Annotated in this window: 9 protein-coding genes; 5 read left to right on the forward strand and 4 right to left on the reverse strand. The window is 42.9% G+C overall.

From position 1 onward, the window contains the following. Window positions 1-12: 12 nt before the first annotated feature. On the reverse strand, window positions 13-3,861 hold the full coding sequence (locus tag C7460_RS11815) for a DUF5722 domain-containing protein (RefSeq protein WP_221409505.1): 3,849 nt from the start codon (window positions 3,859-3,861) through the stop codon (window positions 13-15). A gap of 485 nt (window positions 3,862-4,346) precedes the next feature. Here C7460_RS11815 and C7460_RS11820 point away from each other — a divergent pair, with 485 nt between their 5' ends. The 5 genes from C7460_RS11820 to C7460_RS11840 are packed head-to-tail and all read left to right on the forward strand — an operon-like array spanning window position 4,347 to window position 15,862. Beyond that, window positions 4,347-7,466: a SusC/RagA family TonB-linked outer membrane protein gene (locus tag C7460_RS11820; RefSeq protein ID WP_115868314.1), complete on the forward strand. Its 3,120-nt coding sequence runs from the start codon at window positions 4,347-4,349 to the stop codon at window positions 7,464-7,466. A gap of 20 nt (window positions 7,467-7,486) precedes the next feature. Further along, a complete protein-coding gene (locus C7460_RS11825) occupies window positions 7,487-9,343 on the forward strand; it encodes a RagB/SusD family nutrient uptake outer membrane protein (RefSeq protein WP_115868315.1) in 1,857 nt (618 codons plus the stop codon). A 26-nt stretch (window positions 9,344-9,369) separates the two neighbouring features. Beyond that, window positions 9,370-12,249, forward strand: coding sequence for a SusC/RagA family TonB-linked outer membrane protein (locus tag C7460_RS11830; RefSeq protein WP_115868316.1), 2,880 nt, complete (start codon window positions 9,370-9,372; stop codon window positions 12,247-12,249). A 35-nt stretch (window positions 12,250-12,284) separates the two neighbouring features. Next, complete coding sequence (locus C7460_RS11835; RefSeq protein ID WP_170147985.1) at window positions 12,285-14,078, forward strand: RagB/SusD family nutrient uptake outer membrane protein; 1,794 nt, start codon at window positions 12,285-12,287, stop codon at window positions 14,076-14,078. Window positions 14,079-14,119: 41 nt separating this feature from the next. Next, window positions 14,120-15,862, forward strand: a complete 1,743-nt coding sequence (locus tag C7460_RS11840) for a hypothetical protein (protein WP_115868318.1) — start codon at window positions 14,120-14,122, stop codon at window positions 15,860-15,862. An 875-nt stretch (window positions 15,863-16,737) separates the two neighbouring features. Here the strand turns inward: C7460_RS11840 and C7460_RS11845 are convergent. The 3 genes from C7460_RS11845 to C7460_RS11855 all read right to left on the reverse strand — a co-directional run bounded on the left by C7460_RS11845 (window position 16,738) and on the right by C7460_RS11855 (window position 21,685). Further along, window positions 16,738-18,255: a sulfatase family protein gene (locus C7460_RS11845; protein ID WP_115868319.1), complete on the reverse strand. Its 1,518-nt coding sequence runs from the start codon at window positions 18,253-18,255 to the stop codon at window positions 16,738-16,740. After that, window positions 18,252-19,727 (reverse strand): sulfatase family protein, encoded by a 1,476-nt coding sequence (locus C7460_RS11850; protein ID WP_115868320.1) that lies wholly within the window; start codon window positions 19,725-19,727, stop codon window positions 18,252-18,254. Before C7460_RS11850 ends, C7460_RS11845 begins: the two co-directional genes overlap by 4 nt. Window positions 19,728-19,945: 218 nt before the next feature. Next, on the reverse strand, window positions 19,946-21,685 hold the full coding sequence (locus C7460_RS11855) for an alpha-L-rhamnosidase-related protein (RefSeq protein WP_245986328.1): 1,740 nt from the start codon (window positions 21,683-21,685) through the stop codon (window positions 19,946-19,948). Window positions 21,686-21,716 lie beyond the last annotated feature (31 nt).

Consider the following 21,716-nt stretch of genomic DNA (forward strand, 5'->3'; position numbering starts at 1 on the left):
TTTTTTTGATTTTTATTCTGTGAAACGGTAGTTGAATCTTCTGTCAGGAGCACTGTCTCCATCGTTGAAGAAAGAAGAAATGTTTTTGAGATTTTGAGGGTTGTCTACCCAATGAAAGTCAAAGGATGCGCTCTCATTTCCAATGAGATTTCTCGGCACCTTTATCATCAATTGATTAGAATCTGACCGGTAGTCCAGCTCTCCGATAGTCTTCCACTTTCCTTTGTGGTATTTCTTGATGGTTGTTTTCGAATCGTTAACCAGGGAATGATTGATCAGTAAATCATACCCTTCCCAGCCCGTTTTGCTATCCTGATCTGAGTCGATGAAGAGTAGCATCCAGTTGTTGTCAGTATAGTTGGTCAACGCGATGCTGGTTTCTGCATAGAAATAGATGGCGTCCATATCTCTTGCTACCTTCAATTTCGTAATGTCATTGCGACCTGAAGTCATAGTATAGGGGCCTGAGCTGCCCACACCAGGACTGTTACGGTGCTCTGTATCGTGGATGTGGTCATAGTACGTGCAAGACACTTCATCCCACTGTGCAAAACCACCATCCAGGTCTATAGACTTCATTTTTCCGGCTTCAACAGATGGAGATACCCCTTTGTACTTGCGAATGTTATTGACGAGCTGATAGTAGTAATTGTCTGTATGTCCACCTTTCATGGGTTCGATATCACGACTAAACTCCTGATTATACTGATCTATGAAGTAATTGTCACCAACCTTTAGCGGTTTGCCTGCCTTTCCAAGATGAGCTCCGGGGTAGAAATTCCATTTGAGTAGGTTCTCGTTGACAGGTTCTTTCAATTGCTGTTTTCCGGCAGACCATTCGTTCCACCCTGTAACGAAGACAAACTCAGGGTCTACCTCGATTGCATGGTCCCACTGCTCCTGAAAGAAGAGCCCCCGGTCCGTAACCGGGGTGAGGTCGTATTTATTGGTTTCAGGTTGATGAAATTGATAAAAACTCCTTCCAATGTTGGAAAGAGGGTGTTGGGCGGCTGCCACCGGAACGTGCTCTGGACTGCCAATGCTGTCTGTCCACCCAATGGTTTGTGGGTAATGGTCAATCCACGGCCATTCGTCTTTTCCGTCATCATACCATGGCAGGGAAGTCCAGGCCCAACTTTGTTTTAATGTGAAGAATTTCTGAATATCCTCTGAAAAGACCACATCATTGATTTTATTTCGGCTGGGTTGCTCATGCCACCCGTAGAGTAGGAGGGGTTTGCCTTTCCACATAAACCACAAGTCCGGATACATACCCTTTTCGTAAAACTCTGTCCAAAGCGTATTCACCGAGATTTCACTTCCCAAAAATGCAATATCAGGTGTTTTTTCTCCTGCAGCTCTCATCTCTCGCCACGCTTCACATAAGGGGATATAAGCCTCAGGGTATGTCTTGTTATTGGTAGCGTCTATGATGATCACATCTACTCCTGCATCTGAGAGCATTCTGGCATGTTTTTTATGAACCCATTTTTCCGAGTTTAGGTAGTAGCCAAGCTCAGGCTCCCCCCAAAAATGACTTCCATTTCCCCATTGCGGGTTATCTGGGTTTGCAGCTTTGATCTTGGTAACATCATATGGGCCCGAACCTCCTGTTTTTGTATGAGTGAGAAAATAGAACATGCCCACATAGCGGTCTTTAGCGGTTTTTTCTTGTGGGTCTGTTGTGAGCGTTCTTCCTAGTGCATCCGTAGCTACCCAAGTGTCGGGTTTCAAGGTCCTGTAAGTTTGGGACTCCTCGCTAGGGTCTATTTCCCCAATAAAATTCACCTGGTCCCAGTGATCAATGCCAAGCAGGGGCTTGTACTGATCAAAAACCGCATCTTCGTTTTTACGATCTGCGGCCTGAAATACGTACCATACAGGTTTAACACCACCCGGATCTTCTTCATCGTCTGGAAATCTTCTTAATCCGATTCTGAGCCCTCCCTCGCGTCTGTTATCGAACCAGTTGTGCCACTGAAAACCATCGATTCCGTCAAGGTTTTTTAGCTTCTTCCAGGTATATGCAAAACCGGCAGCTTGTTCTTTTAGGTCTTGTTCCGAATAGGTTCTTGAATTGGTTCCATTTTCCGAAAGCCACAGAGTTCGCTTATGCTTGCCCTTGTACAGGGCACGCGGCTGCTTGATCCAGGCATCAATGACCTCAATGTTTTTAAACGTGATAAGAGGGGTGTTAAACGTAAAGTCCACTTTTTGATCTAGCCAGGTCTTCGGTTCAAATAAGGATTCTGGGTAGGGGTGATGCGCCAGCGCCCATTCAAAATCTCCTTCAGCCTCCGTGTAGTCCAAAAGAATTTCCATCAGGTTTTTGGATGGGTAGAACTTCTCATCAATGGTCCAGGCCCAATAATGTGTGAGGGTGATAAAGACTTCTGAATGTGGATTGTATGTACGGGCAATGTTGTAGCACATGCGCATAGATTTTATATAAGTGTCCATGAAGATCAACTCTGTTTTTTCTCCCATATTGGTCCAAACCCAACCTGCATCCACCTCATTGTGCATTATCCAGTGATTGATTCGTCCATACTTTTTGTCTTCACGACTATATCTGTTTGCTAAAAAATCGAGTGCGGCTGCATAGCATTCCACACTTTCCGGAGTAGTCATATTAGGCATGCTGTAAATCCCCGATGGGTGCATGTCAGGATGTTGGAGTAGTTTCCCAATTTTAGGATCAGGGCAATCTTCAGCACTGGAAACGAGGAGTATGGCTGCAGTGATAATATTTTTTTCGGCTGTTAACCGAAATGTGTGGTCCATTTTCTCTACTTGTTTGGTGTCAAAGTACCAGCTTTTACCTTGATAAGTATGTTTGATCCTGTCAGCTGCAGGTTCGGTAAACATGAAGCGGGTAAACCAGATATTCACTGTCGCACTAGTAATGTCCAGTTTTTCAAGGTCTTCGGTATGTCCACGGCCTATGCTAAATCCACCCAATCCTTTCTTGCTTGTGGCCTTTTCCTTTGGAAGGTTATATTTCGATACTATTTTATCCGCATATCGGGCATGAGATGCGATCACCAAAGAGTCGCCTGATTTTTCAAAAACTGCCCATTTGGAAAGCAGCCGATCATAATTTGTCAATTCGGATTTACTGAAACGATCTAGGGTAATTTCAAATTCTCCATTTTTAATAGGGGTCCATGAACGAAATTCGGAGGTTTCGGTAATATCCATGGATGGAGAAATCTCACATAAAAATGTTGGATTCACTGAAGTGACCTTACCACTTATAGCAATGGTCTTTGACCTAACACTGACAAAGCTAACCTCCGATTCATAGTCGGACGAGAGGTAGTTCTTAATATGCAGTTCCATTCGAGCCTCCTTTCTTCTTTTCTCTTCTCTGGTTCGAGCTATATCCTTTTCACGTTCAGACATCACTCGTAGCCTTAAATTTCTAATCTGAAGGTTGATGTCTTTTTTCCTTCCAAAATCCAACCTTAAAAAGTCACCAGCCTGCCCCCAGTCTTTTATGGCATCAGTCAAATCGATCGAATGACTTACCCACCCTTCGGTTGCACTGATTTTACCTGAAGACATAGTTCTACCTTCACCAATATCAGGCCCGAAATATATTTGTATATGATCCAGACCTTTAGGGCAGAAGTACTCAAAAGCCAAGACCGTCTCCTGGTTCTGGCGGGTGCTTCGTAATGGTTGAGTTAGAACATAAGGGTCATACCCAGTAGTAAGGACTTGATAGACTCCCTGATTCAATTCTATCTGTAGTTGATTAGTATTTTGCAGATCGAAGCTCATGTCCGTTTGAGCGAAGACTAGTCTAGATGTAAACAAAATTGCAAATAACGTGAACCAAAAAATTATAATTTTCATCTATGTAGGTATTATTCTTAAACTGTTTTTTTGATATGAAGTAAAAATGGCGGATCTAAATAGTTTTCGCATCCCGTACCTACCTAACAGGAGTTTAAGCACGAATAGGAGAAGTTTTGGTCAAGGGGATAAGATCTGCCCACAAATAGAAGTAAGAACCCTTATCTGAAACGCAAGAATTTGATGCGTCTAAGTCGCACTGGTGATAACTTGATTGGCGTGTTTATTAGTAATCTTTTGATAAATAATAGCCAATTGATTTTATTTCAATTTATGACGCTATCAATTCAACCTGCTGTTTGGTGATAATTATTTCAATAAACAGAAGTAAAACCGTGTATATTTATAATTATGTCATCATCCGGCAGGTAGGGGCAGGATGAAAACGTTTGGGCCCTTCACTAGAATTAAGCTTGATTTTAACCCGGGCAATTGGCTGGGTGTCTCAAAGATGTACTATTAACTACCAACTTAAATTTTAAATCATGGGAAAAAATTACAGGATTTTATTCCTACTTGGATTGATGCTGTGTCTGAAGGGATACAGTCAGGAGGTCCAGGTTAAAGGTAAAGTGACCTCTTCTTCTGGAGAGGAACTGCCCGGGGTTACTGTTATCGTGGAAAACAAGACTGGGGATGGGGCCACATCAGGAACTATAACTGATATAAACGGTAGCTACAGCCTAAAGGCTGATGTAGGATCAATATTACAATTTTCATTTGTTGGCTTTCTATCAAAAAGTATTGAGGTTAAATCTCAAACAAACATTGATGTAACACTAGAAGAAGATTTACAGCAATTGAATGAAGTAGTGGTTGTGGGCTATGGCGAACAGAAGAAGAAAACAGTTGTCGGTGCTATTGAGTCTATTTCTACGGATAAAATAGTTACATCTCCTACCAGCAACTTACAATCGGGTTTGGCTGGGAAGATTCCGGGAATGACTATCCAAATTAAGGATGGCGAACTCGGGTCTGAAAATGTACAGATGCTCATCAGGGGGCAGGCGACATTGAATAATTCAGCGCCCCTTGTTCTCGTAGATAACGTAGAGCGTAGCATGAACAATTTGGATCCTTATGAAATAGAGTCTATATCTGTTCTAAAAGATGCTTCTGCTACTGCCATTTTCGGGGTAAGAGGAGCCAACGGTGTAATTCTCATCACAACAAAGAAAGGGACGCCAGGTAAAGCGAAAGTGACGGCCAATGTAAACTATTCGTTGCAAGCGCCTACAAGATTGCCTCAACCATTGGATGCGGTAAGCTATATGACTTTAAGAAATGAAGTTATTGAACAGCACAATGACGCAACCGGCCAATCCAATCCATTGGAATTTGGTGAGGACGTGTTTCAGGCTTATGAAAACAATATTCTTCCTGAGTACTATGTAGATCGTAACTTTTATGATGAGTTTTTACATGACTATGTACCAATGCTTCGTAGCAATGTGAACATAAGCGGGGGTAGTGATAAAGTAAAATACTTTACGAGTATTGGATACCTGAGTCAGGGAGGGCCATTTAAAACAGAAAAATGGGATGAGTACAATTATGACAATGAGCAACGTCTGAATCGCCTGACTTACCGTGCAAACATTGATTTTCAAGTTACAAAAGGCCTAAAAGCGTGGTTGAACTTATCCGGTTTCTTACAGGATAAAAATGATCCAATTGTTTTTGGAGCTAACCAATCAGCGGCTACTACTGCTTCTTTCTATTTTCTTCAAATGGCCTCATTTGCAGATATACCAGCTATTTCTTATCCGGACCTAAACAGTTTGGGGCAAGTGGTGAGTGTAGCGGGGCAGGATCGAACACCCTATGGTAACCTCAACAGAACCGGGTACAGAGTGACAACCACTAATTCATTAAATACTTCTATAGGTCTTGAACAAAACTTAAACGCCTTAACTAAAGGACTAAGTGCCAGGGTGCTTGTTTCCTATGATGCGAATGCTTCGCATATCAGAGGTTTCAGAAGAACTTACCTGACCTATAATGCTTCTATTGATGACACTGGTGGAGAGTCTGTTGTTAATTACACTCCGGCGGCCGGAGCGGATATTGAGTTGGTTCCTGTTTTAACCCAGGGACATGGCTCAAACTTTGACATGCAGTCTTCGCTAAACTATAAGCGTAGTTTCGGAATTCATGATGTGACGGGGCAATTCATGTATCTGCAGAGTCAGCGAACCACTAATATTCAGGTTCCTTTTAACTATGTAGGACTTGTGGGTAGGATGACCTATGGATACGATAGTAGGTATCTGGCTGAAATGAACTTTGGTATGAATGGATCTGAGCAATTTGCCAAGGGCAGACGCTTCGGGTTTTTCCCTTCAGTATCACTGGGATGGGTTCTCAGTGAGGAAGGTTTCATGAAGAACCAGTCGCTCGTCGAATTTCTTAAAGTACGGGGATCTTATGGTATAGTAGGTAACGATAAAATATCAAATAGTCGATTTCTTTATGTAGGAGACTGGACACAAGGTCAAGGTAATTATTTCGCGGGTCTGGGAGGTGTTCCTGGTTTGCCAAATCCCGTATATCAAAGAACAATACCCAATGAATTGGTGACATGGGAAGAGGCTGCTAAAACTAATATTGGATTAGATCTCAATCTTAGAGGTGGCATTCGGTTAGATGCAGATGTTTTCTATGAGAAAAGAAATTCCATTCTTATTAATAATAGCCCAATTCCCTCAGGAATGTTTGGTCAGCAGGGACTTCCTCCATTAAACGAAGGGGTAATGGAGAACAAAGGTTTTGAAGTTGCCTTAGGTTATGATTCCAAATTAGGTCAGAACGGAAGATTCTCAACCACATTCACAACCTCCTTTGCGCGTAACAAGGTAATCAACTACAATGAGGTGGCATTGGATGCAGACTTTGCATATCGATATCGTGTTGAAGGGTATTCAAGAGGTACGGCGTTTGGTTACCACAACCTTGGTTACTTTGAAAGTCAGGAAGAGATTGATGGCTGGGCCGATCAGTCAGGCCTAGGAGGAGTTGTTCGCCCCGGAGATTTGAAATATGAAGATTTAAATGGCGATGGCATCATAGATGTACGTGATCAGAAGCCTATGGATTATCCTAATGTTCCAGAGTTGAACCTGTCCTATAGTTTGTCGGCTAACTATAAGGGTTTTGATATGAGCCTTTTATTCCACGGAGTGACTAATTACTCCTTTGATATATCAGGTAGAGGGGTTTACGATTGGAATGGAAATGCGTATGGTAACTACAAAAACTATTTTGAACACCACCAACAAGCATGGTCAGAAGAGCGAAGAGCCAATGGAGAGAAAATTGTATATCCAAGGTTGCACTTCGATGGTGTCTCGGTGAGTAAGCAGCCGAGCGACTACTGGATTCAGAATCTGTGGTTTGTTCGCTTACGAAACATTGAGTTTGGTTACACCATTTCTAAGCAATTCCTTTCACCAACAGGAATAGATCAAGTGAGAGTTTTCTTCAATGGACAGAACCTTTTCCTATGGGATAATATGAAGTACGATGTAATGGATCCGGAAGTGTCTAACTCACTAAGTCACCCGATTTTCAAAACTTTCAATATCGGAGCTAACATCACCTTTTAATCAGTCTAAAGAGAAATAAAATGAACAAATACATATATAAATCGATATTTCTTCTTGCTTCGGTTTTAATGCTTTCTACCGGATGTGAGGATACTTTTGATCAGGCTTTGGATAGAGCAGATGATTCAAGAGAAACTTTGGATGGAGTACTGGGAGACCCTGATAAGGTAAGAGGAATGTTGACGGCCGTGTACATGGGTATGCAGCAGGATAGAACCGACCTCTATTTTTGGTCAACACAGGAAGCTTTGACTGACAATGCTTTTGACTCACAAGGTCAGAGTATAGAAAATTGGAGAACAGGTCAATTGTCTCCTCAAAATGCAGCAGCTTGGGTAAGTAAGAATGCTGGTAATTCTTACTCCAATCCTAACTGGTCATGGTGGGGCAGATACTGGGGAGCTATACGTCATTGTAATACATTCATTGAGAATTTTGATGCTATTACTGTTCCTGAGGATGATTTGCCGATGAGCGAAAGAGAGTTGATGTTGGATGAGGCTATTGCGATGAGGGCATATTTCCATTTTATGCTCATTAGTTACTACGGGCCATTGCCATTTCTTGATGAGAATCCATCCGTGAATTTTGGTGGGTGGTCTGAAATGACGCGACCGACTTTTCAGGAGATTACAGATAAAATTGTGGCTGAACTCGACGAGGTTATAAGCAGAGGTAACATACCCATGAGAAGGGACCCTAATTCAAATGACGCTTACCGAATACCTATGGGCTTTATTCATGGGCTTAAAACCAGAGTACTCCTGTATAATGCGAGCCCACTAAACAATCCATCGAATGACCCGACAAAGTATCAGGCAGCAGCAGATGCAGCCAAAGCATTTTTAGATTTGGGACAATATTCGTTGGTGGATTTTGAAGACCTTCCTTCACTTTACAGGTCTCCGTTTGCTCAGGTCATGGGTTCAACTGAGGTTATTTGGGCAAGTAGAAGTCGTGCCAATCAGTTGACAAATGTTCACGGTATGGATGGAAGTACGGCAGTACCTAAGTTCAGCAACTTCCCGGCGTTTAAAGCTGGAGAAACACCCACACAGGAAGCTGTAGATGCTTATGAATTGAGCACAGGTGAACTTGTAATAGAGCAATATGACCCCACTCATGCCAACCCGACTTTTACAGCTGAAGCACTGGCGGCCGGGTATGATGATGTAAATGCACCTTATGCCAACAGAGACGCCAGATTCTATAAGGATATTATTTTCAACACAAGTGATCATTTTGGCGAGTCGTTCGGTCTCGGGACTATTCAGGTATATACCTACTTTGGTGCTCCGGGTACAGGAACAAACGGCAACGCCGTGACCGGTGACAGGAAAAAGACCTACACCGGATACTATTTTGGCAAGGATAGAAACCCAATTTGGTATGGCGAAGGTAGTGGGTCAGGATCAGGAAATGGTAGAGCCTATTCGCACCAGCTCTATATGAGGATAGCTGAGGTATACCTCAACTATGCAGAAGCGCTTTGCGGAGCAGGAGAGTTGGAGCTGGCTGCAGATGCTCTTGACATGACAAGGGTCAGGGCTGGTCAGCCGCCTATCCGTACGGTGCCAGGGTATCAAGCTACTCAGGACTATTTGATGATGCGAATACGAAATGAGCGACGCGTGGAGTTAATGGTGGAGGACAGCAGATTCTTTGATGTGAGAAGATGGGATGTCATTAGCGACGATCAGGTAAACACCATCAGCGGAATGTTGGTTGAGCAGGTTTCACCAGGTGTATATACGCACACCCGTTATCAGATGCCATGGCTATGGTTATGTCACAACGAGAAGTACAAAGTCTTGCCAATACCTCAGCAAGATAAAATATTACTTCCTGCAATTGATCAGCCCGAAGCGTGGCAATAATCACTTACCAACAAAATCTTAACGACATGAATTCTAGTATTATACATAGAAATTTCGCTTTGGTGCTGGTTGCCATTATTACATTGCTGACCATTGAAAAGTCTGAAGCACAAACAATACAATTACCGGAGGCAGATACGGTATTTCTCATACCATCTCAAGAACAGAGCATTGGGTATGGTAAAATTCAAAAGGATTTGGTCTCATCATCAATCTACTCCATTTCAGGAGAGGAATTACTGAGAACCAGAGCAACCAGTTTTCTTATGGCATTACAAGGCAGGTTCCCGGGTGTCAACATACTTCAAATTGATGGAGAGCCAGGTAAAGAAAGCTTCAATTCGAATATCCGTGGAGTAGACTCTCAAAACAATTCCTCTATCTTATTCATGATTGATGGTATTGAGCGATCGCCCAATGCAATAGATCTAAATGAGATAGAAAGGGTAACAGTTCTCAAGGATGGGGCAGCTACGGCTGTTTATGGAATGAGAGGAGCCGGAGGAGTTATTCTGATAGATACTAAACGGGGTTTTAGTGGGAAGTCCAAGATCAGTATTTCTTTGGATCAGTCTTTTCAAAGCCCAACCATGTTACCTGAGTTCGTATCTGCGTATGATTATGCTAATATGTACAATCAGCGCGTCGCGAATGATACATTGTATGAAGATGCTCAAAGTCCGGTAGATCATTCTGCCACAGATTTTTATTCCGCCAGAGAGATTGAGAGATATCGGTTGGCGGACTCTACAATGTACTACCCGGTGAGAGATATGGTAGATGAGTTTATGCGAGATTATTCAACATTGACTCGTTTTAATATCAATTTTCAAGGTGGGGGAGAAAACATGAAATACTTCACCTCGGTAGGTATTTTAAACCAAAGTGGATTGTTCGAAAACGATCCTTTTGACTTGTATAGCTATGATGCCGAATCGAAAACCACAAGGTTTAACTTCAGATCAAACATAGACCTGGCTCTAGGGGAGTACCTGAGTGGATGGGTACAAATAGGAGGGTCGCTGGAAAAAACCAACGCTCCATTTATAGGTGCCGGTCAGAGTTGGGATTTTGTATTGGCTAAGTTGTACGAAACTCCAAACAACGCTCACAATGACCTGACTCCTGATGGAGAGGTCCTTGTAAAACGAGATAGACTTAATTTTCGAAACACAAACTCCGTCTACGGCTACTTGAACCGAACCGGATCATTGTTGGAAACCCGTACAAGACTGGGTAATACATTCGGACTAAAACGCGATTTGAGCCCATTAGTGAAAGGACTTTCTGTTTCGGGTCAGTTGGCATTTGATGTAAACTCATACAATGCGCTAACAAGGAGTAGATCATATGAGGCATTTGAGGTTAGAACGTTGACAGCTAGTGATATGTCTGATTCTTTGGCCTTTGTTGGTGTTACGGGAACTTCTAACTCCACGCTGACAGATGGAGTTTCGAGGAACTACAGCTACAGTTATACATTCCAGGGTAGAGTCGATTACACCAGAACATTTGAAAGTAAGCATCAGATTAATTCTATGCTTTTGGCCGAGCAACAGAGAACACAATCTCAAATATTGCTTCCTTCTAATTACGCTACTCTATCAGGAAGGTTAAACTATGCGCTTGACAACAAATACCTTGCCGAGGTAAGCTTTGCCTATCAAGGGACAGAGCAATACGCGAAAAATAATAGGTTCGGCTTTTTCCCTGCTATCTCACTAGGATGGATAGCATCGAATGAATCCTTTTTGAATGTTGATGCCATTGACTATTTAAAAGTTAAGGCTTCAGTTGGTGCAGTTGGGAACAATGCCTATGGGTATGGTTCAGCCAATTCTTATCTCTTTTTGACAACCTGGAATGCCAATGGCACAGAGAACCAAATTGGAAATCCGAGATATCAGTGGGAGACCTTTGTCAAGTATAACATTGGGTTAGAAGCTCAACTAGTAGACGACTTCTTTGTGGCTTTCGATGCATTTTATCATGACAACAAGGATATCGTGATTGGTAGCATTGATGAGATTCCTACAGGCTTTTTGGGGGTAACGGCAGGGGCGTTGCCTCCGGGCAACATCGGATTGCAGACCAACCAGGGCTTTGAGATAGCTGCGGGATATACTAAGTCTTTTGCAAATGATCTGTCTTTGAATATCACCGGAAATATTTCTCACGCAAGAAATGAGCGTGTAGATGTTGGAGAACTACCATTGGATAATTCATATGCATTTGCATATAGAAGAGAAGGATATGCGCTTGGTACCCACTTTGGCTACAAAACTGACGGATTGTTTAATACTCAGGCTGAAATAGACAATTGGGCTGATCAAAGCGCCCTGGGTGGCACGCCGATACCTGGAGATATTAAGTACGTGGATCTAAACGATGACAATTTAATCGATGAGCGGGATATCGCTCCTCTTGGCAATGGCAATGTTGCAGAAACAACGTTTGGTTTAAATCTGAATACGTCTTTTAAAGGATTCGATCTGAGTGTATTCTTTACGGGAGCATTGAACAGAAATGTTTACCTACAGGGATTCGGTAGATGGTCCAACCGTGACAATTTCACTACACACATGAAGGATGCCTGGACTGAGGACAATCAAAACGCTTCTTTTCCAAGACTTGGGAACAGAGGTACAAACTTTATTAAGAGTGACTATTGGATTGAGGATGGTAGCTTCATTCGTATGAAAAACATAGAAATGGGTTACACGCTCCCATCGAGGTTGACTGATAAGATCAATGCCAGCAGCATCAGAGTATATGTAAATGGCTTAAACCTGTTGACATTCCACAATCTTCCGAATGATGATTTTGATCCTGAAACAGCCAACTCGAGTAACATAGGATATCCCATTATAAAGGCGATCAATACTGGTATAAACATGAAGTTTTGATGGAAATCCTTGGAAACATATTAAAGAAAATGATCATGAATAATATACAAAAAAGAGTGTTGAATATACTGGGAGGGGCTGCACTAGCATTATCTATTACGGGATGCTTGAGCGAACTGGATATTACTCCTCCAGATCAGGTAGGGATTGACAGAGTACTTAACAAGGTAACTGTAGAGAATCTGCGTGCACGTGTGTATGATCAGATGAACTCATCATTTATCAATCTTTATTCTGGACAGGTGCTGGAAGCTTATACAGATGATGCTTTTAGAGGAGGTTCTACAGTAGCATTTGACTGGCATAACGGGATTCTCTCTCCGGAGATTCCATTATTTGGAAACTCTATTTGGAACAATTACTGGCAGGGGATTCGCAAATGTAACATTGCAATAGAGTATCTGCCCCAAGCTACAGTATCTGACATTCTGGTTTCAGAGGATCAGCTCAATCAATGGGTTGATGAAGCGCTGCTTATGAGGGCCTGGTATCATTTTGAGTTGCTTAGGTTTTTTGGACCTGTCCCTTTTGTGGAGGAGGCGCTAAGTGCTGATTTCTCAGATTGGGGAACTGTCACACGACCAACTGCTGATGATCTATTTTCCAAAATAATTGCGGATATCGATCAGGTCATTGCCAACGATAATTTGCCACTTAGGCATCAACTGGCCACAGATTATGATAGACTAAATATGGGCGTGGCACACGCCTTGAAGTCCAGAGTCTTACTTTATGCAGCCAGCCCATTGTTCAATTCAGGTAACGATGCTGCGAAGTGGACCGCTGCTGCAACAGCTTCTCAGGATGCAATTAGTGCTATGGGTGGTGAATACTCACTAGTAGGAATTGCCAACTATGGAGACATGTTTTTGGAGGATCAAACTGTGCTTAACCAGGAGGTTATTTTAAGAGGGAACGCCAACAATGCGGGAGTTTTGAACACGAGCAATGGGGTGGATCTGTCTGTTTACGGTTCAAATATCCAAAGCAACAATGCCGGAGCTGTCCCTACTCAGGAACTGGTAGATTGCTTTGAGTTGACTGATGGTACTTTACCTGTGTCAGCCTACAATGCCAATCATACCTCCGCTACCTTTAATGCGGGATACTCAGAAGGTACTGGTGATGACCCTTACGCAAATAGAGATGCGCGTTTTTATGCCAGCATTGTGTTCAATGGAGCCGATTATGGTCGATACAAAGGGATGCCTGGAGGAGATCCCAATGTAGTTGTATATACTTTTGTAGGACAGCCCGGTTCCGGATTCAACGGTAATCCTTTGTCGGAAATAGAATCAGAAGTCAGAAGGAGTAGCACAGGCTACTATACAAGTAAATTCAGGACGGCCGGTTATTGGGGGTCTACAGCTGGAGGTACCAATTCGTTCAAAATCCACTTCAGGTTTGCGGAACTCTATTTGAACCTTGCCGAAGCTTCATGTGAAGCTAATGATTTGGCAGGGGCTTTGTCAGCCTTAAATATGGTTAGAAACAGAGCCGGACAACCAAACCTTGAAAACGTGCCTGATTTTGCCAATACTCAGGAATTTATTCGTGAAAGAATCAGAAATGAGAAAAGGGTTGAATTTTGTTTCGAAAATCATCGATTTTTTGATCAACGCCGGTGGGATGTTTTGAGCACCAATGATGTGATTAGTGGCATGAGAATCACGAGTTCTGATGGAACCTCTTCAGGAGATTTTTCTTATCAACGGGTGAACCTATCCGTTCCTAGAGAAGCAACTTCAGATAAATACTTGCAGTTACCTGTGCCTATCGAGGAGGCCAGAAGGTTGCCTGGATTAGGACAGCCGGAAGCATGGAATTAAAGACAAGCTGTGGTTTTTTAGAACGATTTAGATCCAATAAAATGAAAGAAATAACTAAAATAAATTTGCTTTTTGCACTCCTTATTTTGTTTGTCTGGAGCTGCAAAGATGAAGAGGTTAGTGCCATTGATCCCATGATTGACGGGATACTTACACAGGTAGAAGGCTCAGTAGATATCACTGTTGCAGGCTCAAGCTGGAATTCAGCCCTTGTTGGATTGAGGTCAGAAAGATTGAGACTGGTTACGGTAAAGGACCTAATTGAAAGTGGTGGATATGAGACTTCAACCTATAAGCTGGCCAAGTCAGATGAAGCACTGGCAAGTACCAACACTACTATTGCCTACGTGGAGTCAAAGATGGATTCTATTTGGGATACCAACATCACTCAACCATTCGAATCTGTAGATGATGAATCACTTGGAGTGATCAATTTTGGTAGCAAACAATATACCGCGACATCTCTCAAGGCAGATTCGATCGAGACCTGGCTTTATCTGGACTCAGATGTTGAATTTACTTCAATTGACATGGCATCCCTTCAATCTGACATTGCTGTACTGCAAGGACTGTCTGATTTGGATGGAACCGAGGTGCAAGCTTTTGTTGATAAAATCAATGCTGACTATGCACAATTGGAGCAAGATTATCCGACTATAGCCAATGAGGTGCAGACCGCCCCTGAATTCTCGAAAGCGCAAAAGGATCTGTACGCAGGACTGGACGCAAGAATCACAGCTGTGGGCAATACCATAGAAAATGAACTGTCTCTTGATACAAGAATAGAACTTGACGCAGTTTTGAGAGATATGTACGCCTTGACTTACTTCGTAGACAACAACTATACGTCACCGGCTCAGGAACCTGCTGTATTTGGTGAGATTTCAAGTATTACCGAACTGCGTTGGTTCAGTGAAGAGGCTACTCAGGAGCAGCTGAACAACGATTGGGTACTTACCACAGACATAGATGCTGCAGAAACCGCACGATGGAACCTGGATGATCCGGATGGTAGGTATGGCTTTCATGCAATTCTTGAAACGGTTTCCATTAATTTCGATGGCCAATTTCATATGATCTCCGGATTGCGTATGTCCAGGATGGCCGGTCCTCCGAACGAGCGAACTGGAGTGTTTAATAATATCGATGGTGGGTCAATACGTAACCTTGGTCTGATAAACTTTAGGATGGTAACGACCAAACAGCTGAATGGGGGACAAGGCGGTACATTGGTTGGTCAACTTAATAATTCAACTGTGTCAAAGTGTTTCGTGCAGGGCTCATTCGTGGACATGGGAAGTCAACAAGGTGGTTTTATCGGACGTCCGCAAAATGGAGCTGTTATTTCCGACTGCTTTGCGAAAGTGGAAATATCCGGGAAAAAAGCTAATCCGTTTGAATCAAGCTTTATTGGACTGCCTGTTAGTGCGCTGACTGTACAGAACTGTTATAACCTTGGAGGAGGTACTCAAAAAGCAATATTCGGTCATGGAGCCAATATTATTTTGACGGCATCCGGCATATACTACGACTCAGATGCTGTTGGCACAACTGTGTTAGATCGTGGGGCCGGCGCCTACAACGGGGGAACCCCAGTGATGCTTTCTGATGCAGGGGTGGTGACAGACTTACCAACCTCTGATTGGGGTAACCTTTCTAACTTCTCAGGTTGGAGTGCTGATACCTGGGAAATTAGAACTGAGCCCCAGTTTGACCCGAACCCAAGACCTTATCTCAAAGGGTTTAACTATGAGGCTATAGCGGACTTTATCGACGTGCCATAAGAATTTTAATCACAAATGGTTAGATGTGAAATGGGCGGTCAATCTTGATCGCCTTTTTTTGTTACTGCGATCCACAAAAGGTCTGAGGTTTGATTTACTTCAAACCAAAATAGATATAAAAGCTTTGAACAAGCAAAATGAGGTGTAGTACATTAAACAATACGACTATTCTTATCAATCATAGTGCCACACCTTTTATCATGTGACAAAGGTACGTTTTGGATGCACTTGATGGGGTTTCTGGTATGTTGGAGATATAGTATTATTTATGGACTGATGCCTAGGTAACTGGCCTCTCCAAGCTATTATCAAAAAGTTCCTAACAAAAAAACGCTCAAAACCAGACAACCAACGCCGTAGGGATTCAGTTTAAGTGAAAACGCCCTTTCTAATTTCCCATGACCTTGTAAGGTCTACAATGCATACAATCTCTGGACGCCATAGTCAATGTCCTGAGTTCTAAACTTACCTGTTTGATACACCCACTTTTTTCAACTAAAGAGGGCTTACCTGATCGTTCAAAATTTGTTTGATCGCAGCGGCAAACCGTCCAAAAAGGAAGCAAAAAAAAATCAAGGCTGTGAAGAAAACAGCTGAATTTCGATCTTTGGGCCGGAAAAATATAATCTCGTCCTCCTTTGTGGAACATCAAACAATATGTTTTTCTAATCGATCCCGACATCAAAACTTTACGCTTTCTTCAATGTCAAATTCAGAACTTCGAATTCATTGGATCTATCCAATTTCGAGGTTTTCAATATCATTGTCACGAGCTATATGGTGCCTTGATAGCTTAGAAACTTATAGTTTCAATGCAAAACAAATATCAAGGGCACTCATAAACCGATATGAAGACTATTTTATAATGTCTGTGATTATTGTCTTCTTGGGATGCTTCTTGGATCTCCGATATCATTGGTTACTTGCATCCAATTAGTTAAAGCCGCTTTCATTTGATCCACCTTGAAGCTGAATTCAGGGTTTAATGACAGGTTTCTTGTTTCGTGAGGATCATTTTCCAGATCATATAGCTCAAATTCTGTACGAAACATGCTGTTTTTTAATAGCTTATAGGCTAAGGGATACTCGTCCTTATGAAATATGATCTCTTCAAAGGCGTTGTTTTGCCATGCATCGCTAGGGGTGGCATCCCAGGGCATCCAGGCTAAAGCTCGTGGTTGTTTTCGAGCATTTTCAGCTGTGGCATATGAGTCAATATCTACCTTGGGTACGTTTTGATAATTGATGTTCCACATCAAACGATACTTTCCATCTGTAATACTTCGGGTAGGGTAATATTCTTTGGGTGCCGGACCATGTGCATTGTGCTCCGAAACCATATATTTTCTCCCAAGAGTTTTGCTTTTTCCTTCAAGTATTGGACGAAGGGACAAACCTTGTACCGTTTGAGGGATGTCTAAACCAGCGAAATCCAGCACCGTGGGCATAATATCAACATGACCAATAAGGTCTTCCGAGATTTGGTTAGATAGTATGCCAGGCCCGGTGATGGATAGAGGCACATGCACGCCCCAATCGTATGCCGTGGCTTTGGCCCGGTGATAACAAAAACCCTGGTCACTGGAATATATGAAAATGGTATTGTCCAGAAGTCCGGCATCTTTCACGGTTTGAATGATAGCTCCAATGACTGAATCGGCATGCTGAACCGTGGTGAGATACTCTGCATAATCCTGCCTTGTTTTAGGGGTGTTGGGCCAGTGGGGCGGGAGTTCCACAGAATCCGCATGAACACGAGGCAATTCCTTGTTTATTTTGATGTGTGACTGAAAAGGCCTGTGGGTGTTGTCCACATTGGCTTGGATAAAAAATGGCTTTCCATTGGCAGCTGTGATAAAGTCTTTCATGGCCTGAGCACTTCCGGAAGGTTTTAAGTTGGCCTTGTCACGGAAGTCAAAAGGGAATTTCCAGACAGGACTCAAATGCCATTTTTCTGTTATACCTGTGAAATACCCATTTTGCTTGAGCACCTCAATCAAGGTCGGTATATCCTCGTGTACTCCCACTTTGTCGATCTTGGAGCCATTACGGGTAAAGTCTACATCCGGGGCATTTAGGCCAGGGGTTACGGTGTTCCGCCAATGTCCATTGGAATGTGGGTACATCCCAGTCAGGATAGATCCCCTTGACGGGGCACATGATGCAGCTGAAGCATATGCCTTTGTGAAGAAGGTGCCTTTTTGAGCAAGCGCATCTATATTCGGCGTTTTAAGGCCGGGTACTCCCAACATGCCAAGGTGGTAGGATTGGTCATCCGTAAGTAGCAGGACAAAATTTGGTTTACGGTTTTCAGGTTGCTGAGAGCAGCTGACCAGTTTCAGTATAAAGAATATGAATACGGTGAATATGATAGGTCTCTGAATTCTTTTCATTTTTGACTGTTTGGAGTTTGAACCACGTGTTGCTCTCCGGGTTTGAAATTGTATTTAATGTTGTTGCCGCCAGCATTCAGTATCAGGTTGAATTTATCCAGATAAAAGGAGCGATCCCTGAAGGGGAAGTCCCCGATATCTATTAATTGCGTTTGCAGCGCACTATGCAACTCCGCCTGCTTTTGTGCATAGGTTGCGGAGTTAACCAAATTATTAAGCTGAAATGGATCTGACTGGTTATCAAAGAGCATCAATGGCCCGTCCAGGCCCACTACGTATGTGAATCGTTTATTGCGCACCGCCCGATACTCTGGATCTTTCATATTTATATCGAATGGGTGAATGTTCATAAACATAGCTGCACGATCTGCGTTAGGGTCACAAGTTTTAATGAGATCAGATATATCCTCTCCCTGAATACCCTCAGGACGGGCAACCCCCGCAAAACTCAGGAGTGTGGGCATGATATCTGGTGTGGTGATGCCTGCATAAAGCTTCTTGCCCTTGTTATTGTCGATAGCAGGGTAGTGAATGAGGAATGGAATGTTGCTTGACTCGTTCCAAGGGAGTTGTTTTCTGAATGGATACCGGCCATGCGCGCCCATCATTTCACCATGATCAGAGGTGAAGATGATGATTGAGTTGTCATACATATCAGCTTCCTTGAGTTGAGAAATGATATCTCCTACAGCTTTATCTGTAGCTGTGCAGTGTGCGTAATATCCTGCAAGTTCCCTTCTCACTGTGTCGTACAGGTTTTTGGGAACATTTGGGTCAATTGAAAAATCTTTGCCTTGATAAAGCCGTCGGTATTCCTCTGGGGCAGAATGGTGTGGGAAATGAGGGGTCGCCAGTGAAATAAACATAAACTGCGGTTTATTGGCTTGCCTCTTGTTTTTTACATAGTCATTTACATCATTCGCTATCGCAAAAGGGGAATATCCAGTCCATATTTTTTGAGTAGGGTCGTCATTTTCATAATAGATCATTCTATTGTAGTTATGAGAACACTCAGCTCCTTTCCAATACTCAAAACCTTGCCTGCGTTTTGGGGCTACATTTACTTTCCTGCCATGTCCATCCAGGTGCCACTTTCCCCAAAATGCCGTCTGATAACCTTCATCCTTTAGCACCTCCGCCATTGTGGTTTCATCATCCGGGAAGTGGAGGTCATTTAAAAACATGCCGGTCTCGGTTGGGAATTTTCCGGTGAGAAGAGATGCTCGAAAAGGCGTGCAAACCGGAGAGACGGAGACCGCATTAGGTAGGTTCACTGATTGCGCTGCAAATTCATCCAAATTTGGAGTTTTCACATCCTCATTGCCATTGTAACCTAAAGCCGAAGCTCTCCATTGATCAGTGAGAATAATGATCACGTTTGGCTGCTTAAGCTCCACTTTTTGACATGAAAGCAACAGCAGGATACAGAACAAGATGATTGGTATATGAAGTGTGTTGATTTTGAGGCTCATATGCTAAAAAAGTAAGTCACAACTTATTTGTTCATACATTTATTTCCACCCTGTAGGTTCATGGCCAAAACGTGCTTTTACCCATAAGGCGCACAAAAAAGAACATGTAGTTATAACACATTAAACCTGATGTTTTTAAACTGGAGTTTATTGATGTGATCATGAAGCATGATTCTAACTCCTATATTGATGTAATGCATTAATTGGTTTAGTTACTTTTAGTCCAGTACGTTCAAACCATTTGGAATATCAATGTCGGATTTTACACTTCCATGGGGCTGCTTTTCATGTCTTACTTTCACCACACCATGTTTTGTAGGGTAGCTTCCTTCTACCCACTGAAGGTCACCAAGATTAGGAGCGATCTTCACTGCATTTCCATTGTTATGAATGGTAATACCCAGAACATGCTCAGATAACCAAGCCGTGGGACCGGAAGCCCAGCCATGGCAAAGGGAGTGTCTCAAACCCACATAGCAGTAATCACCATAGTCGGCGTGTATGTCTACTTTACCCGGAGCTGGTACTTCGTCGATACGGCCTGCATTTTCTGCCCACTCCATATTGAAGTCTTCCCAGAAGGTAGTAGCTCCCAAGTCAATCATGGCACCCCAATAATCCCTGATCACGTCCATCGCTCCTACATAATCTCCGGCAAGGGCTCTTGCTTGAAGTACGTAGTAACCGTAGAAGGTTGATACGCCCGACAATGGATCTTGCGAGAGCCATTTGTTATTTACTTTGTCTTTATCTCTTAGTTCCGATATAGCCAATAATGCCGCAGCAGATTTATTTCCATTTGGATCAGGAACATGTTTTTGTAGTTTCTTGAGCGTTTTTTCATAGGTAGCCTTTTTTGATGGTTCATCGAGAATCGTGGTAAATTCCAGACCAGTCTTGAAAACCATCACCATAAGACTCTGCAAGCCCGCATGAACGGCTTCTTTATTCGGACTGGTAGGCCAGTCCAGGAAACGACCACCATCAAGGGTTTCTTTGCCTTTTTTATCAATGTTGGTACTTAGTTCGTCTAGCAAGCCGAAAATATATGCTTTGTGTTTCTCCAGGTAAGCCAGGTCTCCGTATTGATTGTACCATTCATGCTGGATCAACAACCACCACATAGAATAGGAGCTGATGCCGTTCATCCAACCGGGTAAGTCAGTAATGCTCTGTATTAAATCGAGGCTTTTAGGCACTACTTCGTTGGGGCCAAAGACTGCCTGAATCGTTTTTACCTCCGGGTGCATATCTCCCACCCAGACCAATCGGTCCCTCTTTATACCGTCCCACAGGTAATCCTGCATATTTAGGTGCACCGTATACGCCCCGGTTTGCCAGATTTCATTCAGTCTTTCGTCGTTACTTTTAAAAGAGCCCAGGTATGGGATATCCCTGTAAATGGAAATGGCGCTGATTTCCTTCAGCTTTAGTATTCTGTCCGTGTCCACCATCTCAATTTTGGCAAACCGGAAACCAGAATTCCCAATTTCAATTTTCCCCAGCCAGGGTAGCATCAATTCAAATTCCCGAATAGCATGGTCGTTGGTAGCCGTACATCCTGAATCACTGATTGAGTTCATCGCTTCGCTCACAGATTCACCGAGGGTTATTTTGATCTTAATCGGATTCTTTCCTTCGAACATTCCCGTGACTAGCTGGATCCCTCCATGAAGCTCTTTGCCAAAGTCAAGAACGAATGCCGGGTTTTTGGAACCATCCAAAGTGATCAGGTTTTTTCCTACCAAATCAGCTTGACCATTTCCTGCTTTTAAAAGGTTTTCGAGGTTGGTAATACCTTCTTCACCGCTAGCCCACACGATTTTTTTTGCTGTAACAAACTCCCTCACTCGGGTATCTTTATATCCTTCTGGCATTTGAGCCAAAGCTGAGATCGTGAGGGTGAGCATGAACAATGACAAGCATTGAACAAAGAGTTTTTGTGAGTTAAAATTCATTGGATTTTTCTTTTTAGAAGCAATGGAGTCT

The organism is Marinoscillum furvescens DSM 4134 (assembly GCF_003386095.1).
GTDB lineage: Bacteria > Bacteroidota > Bacteroidia > Cytophagales > Cyclobacteriaceae > Marinoscillum > Marinoscillum furvescens.

Coding starts and splice junctions, on each gene's coding strand:
- C7460_RS11815 (WP_221409505.1), bottom strand. CDS start 3,861: ATGAAAATTATAATTTTTTGGTTCACGTTATTTGCAATTTTGTTTACA.
- C7460_RS11820 (WP_115868314.1), top strand. CDS start 4,347: ATGGGAAAAAATTACAGGATTTTATTCCTACTTGGATTGATGCTGTGT.
- C7460_RS11825 (WP_115868315.1), top strand. CDS start 7,487: ATGAACAAATACATATATAAATCGATATTTCTTCTTGCTTCGGTTTTA.
- C7460_RS11830 (WP_115868316.1), top strand. CDS start 9,370: ATGAATTCTAGTATTATACATAGAAATTTCGCTTTGGTGCTGGTTGCC.
- C7460_RS11835 (WP_170147985.1), top strand. CDS start 12,285: ATGAATAATATACAAAAAAGAGTGTTGAATATACTGGGAGGGGCTGCA.
- C7460_RS11840 (WP_115868318.1), top strand. CDS start 14,120: ATGAAAGAAATAACTAAAATAAATTTGCTTTTTGCACTCCTTATTTTG.
- C7460_RS11845 (WP_115868319.1), bottom strand. CDS start 18,255: ATGAAAAGAATTCAGAGACCTATCATATTCACCGTATTCATATTCTTT.
- C7460_RS11850 (WP_115868320.1), bottom strand. CDS start 19,727: ATGAGCCTCAAAATCAACACACTTCATATACCAATCATCTTGTTCTGT.
- C7460_RS11855 (WP_245986328.1), bottom strand. CDS start 21,685: ATGAATTTTAACTCACAAAAACTCTTTGTTCAATGCTTGTCATTGTTC.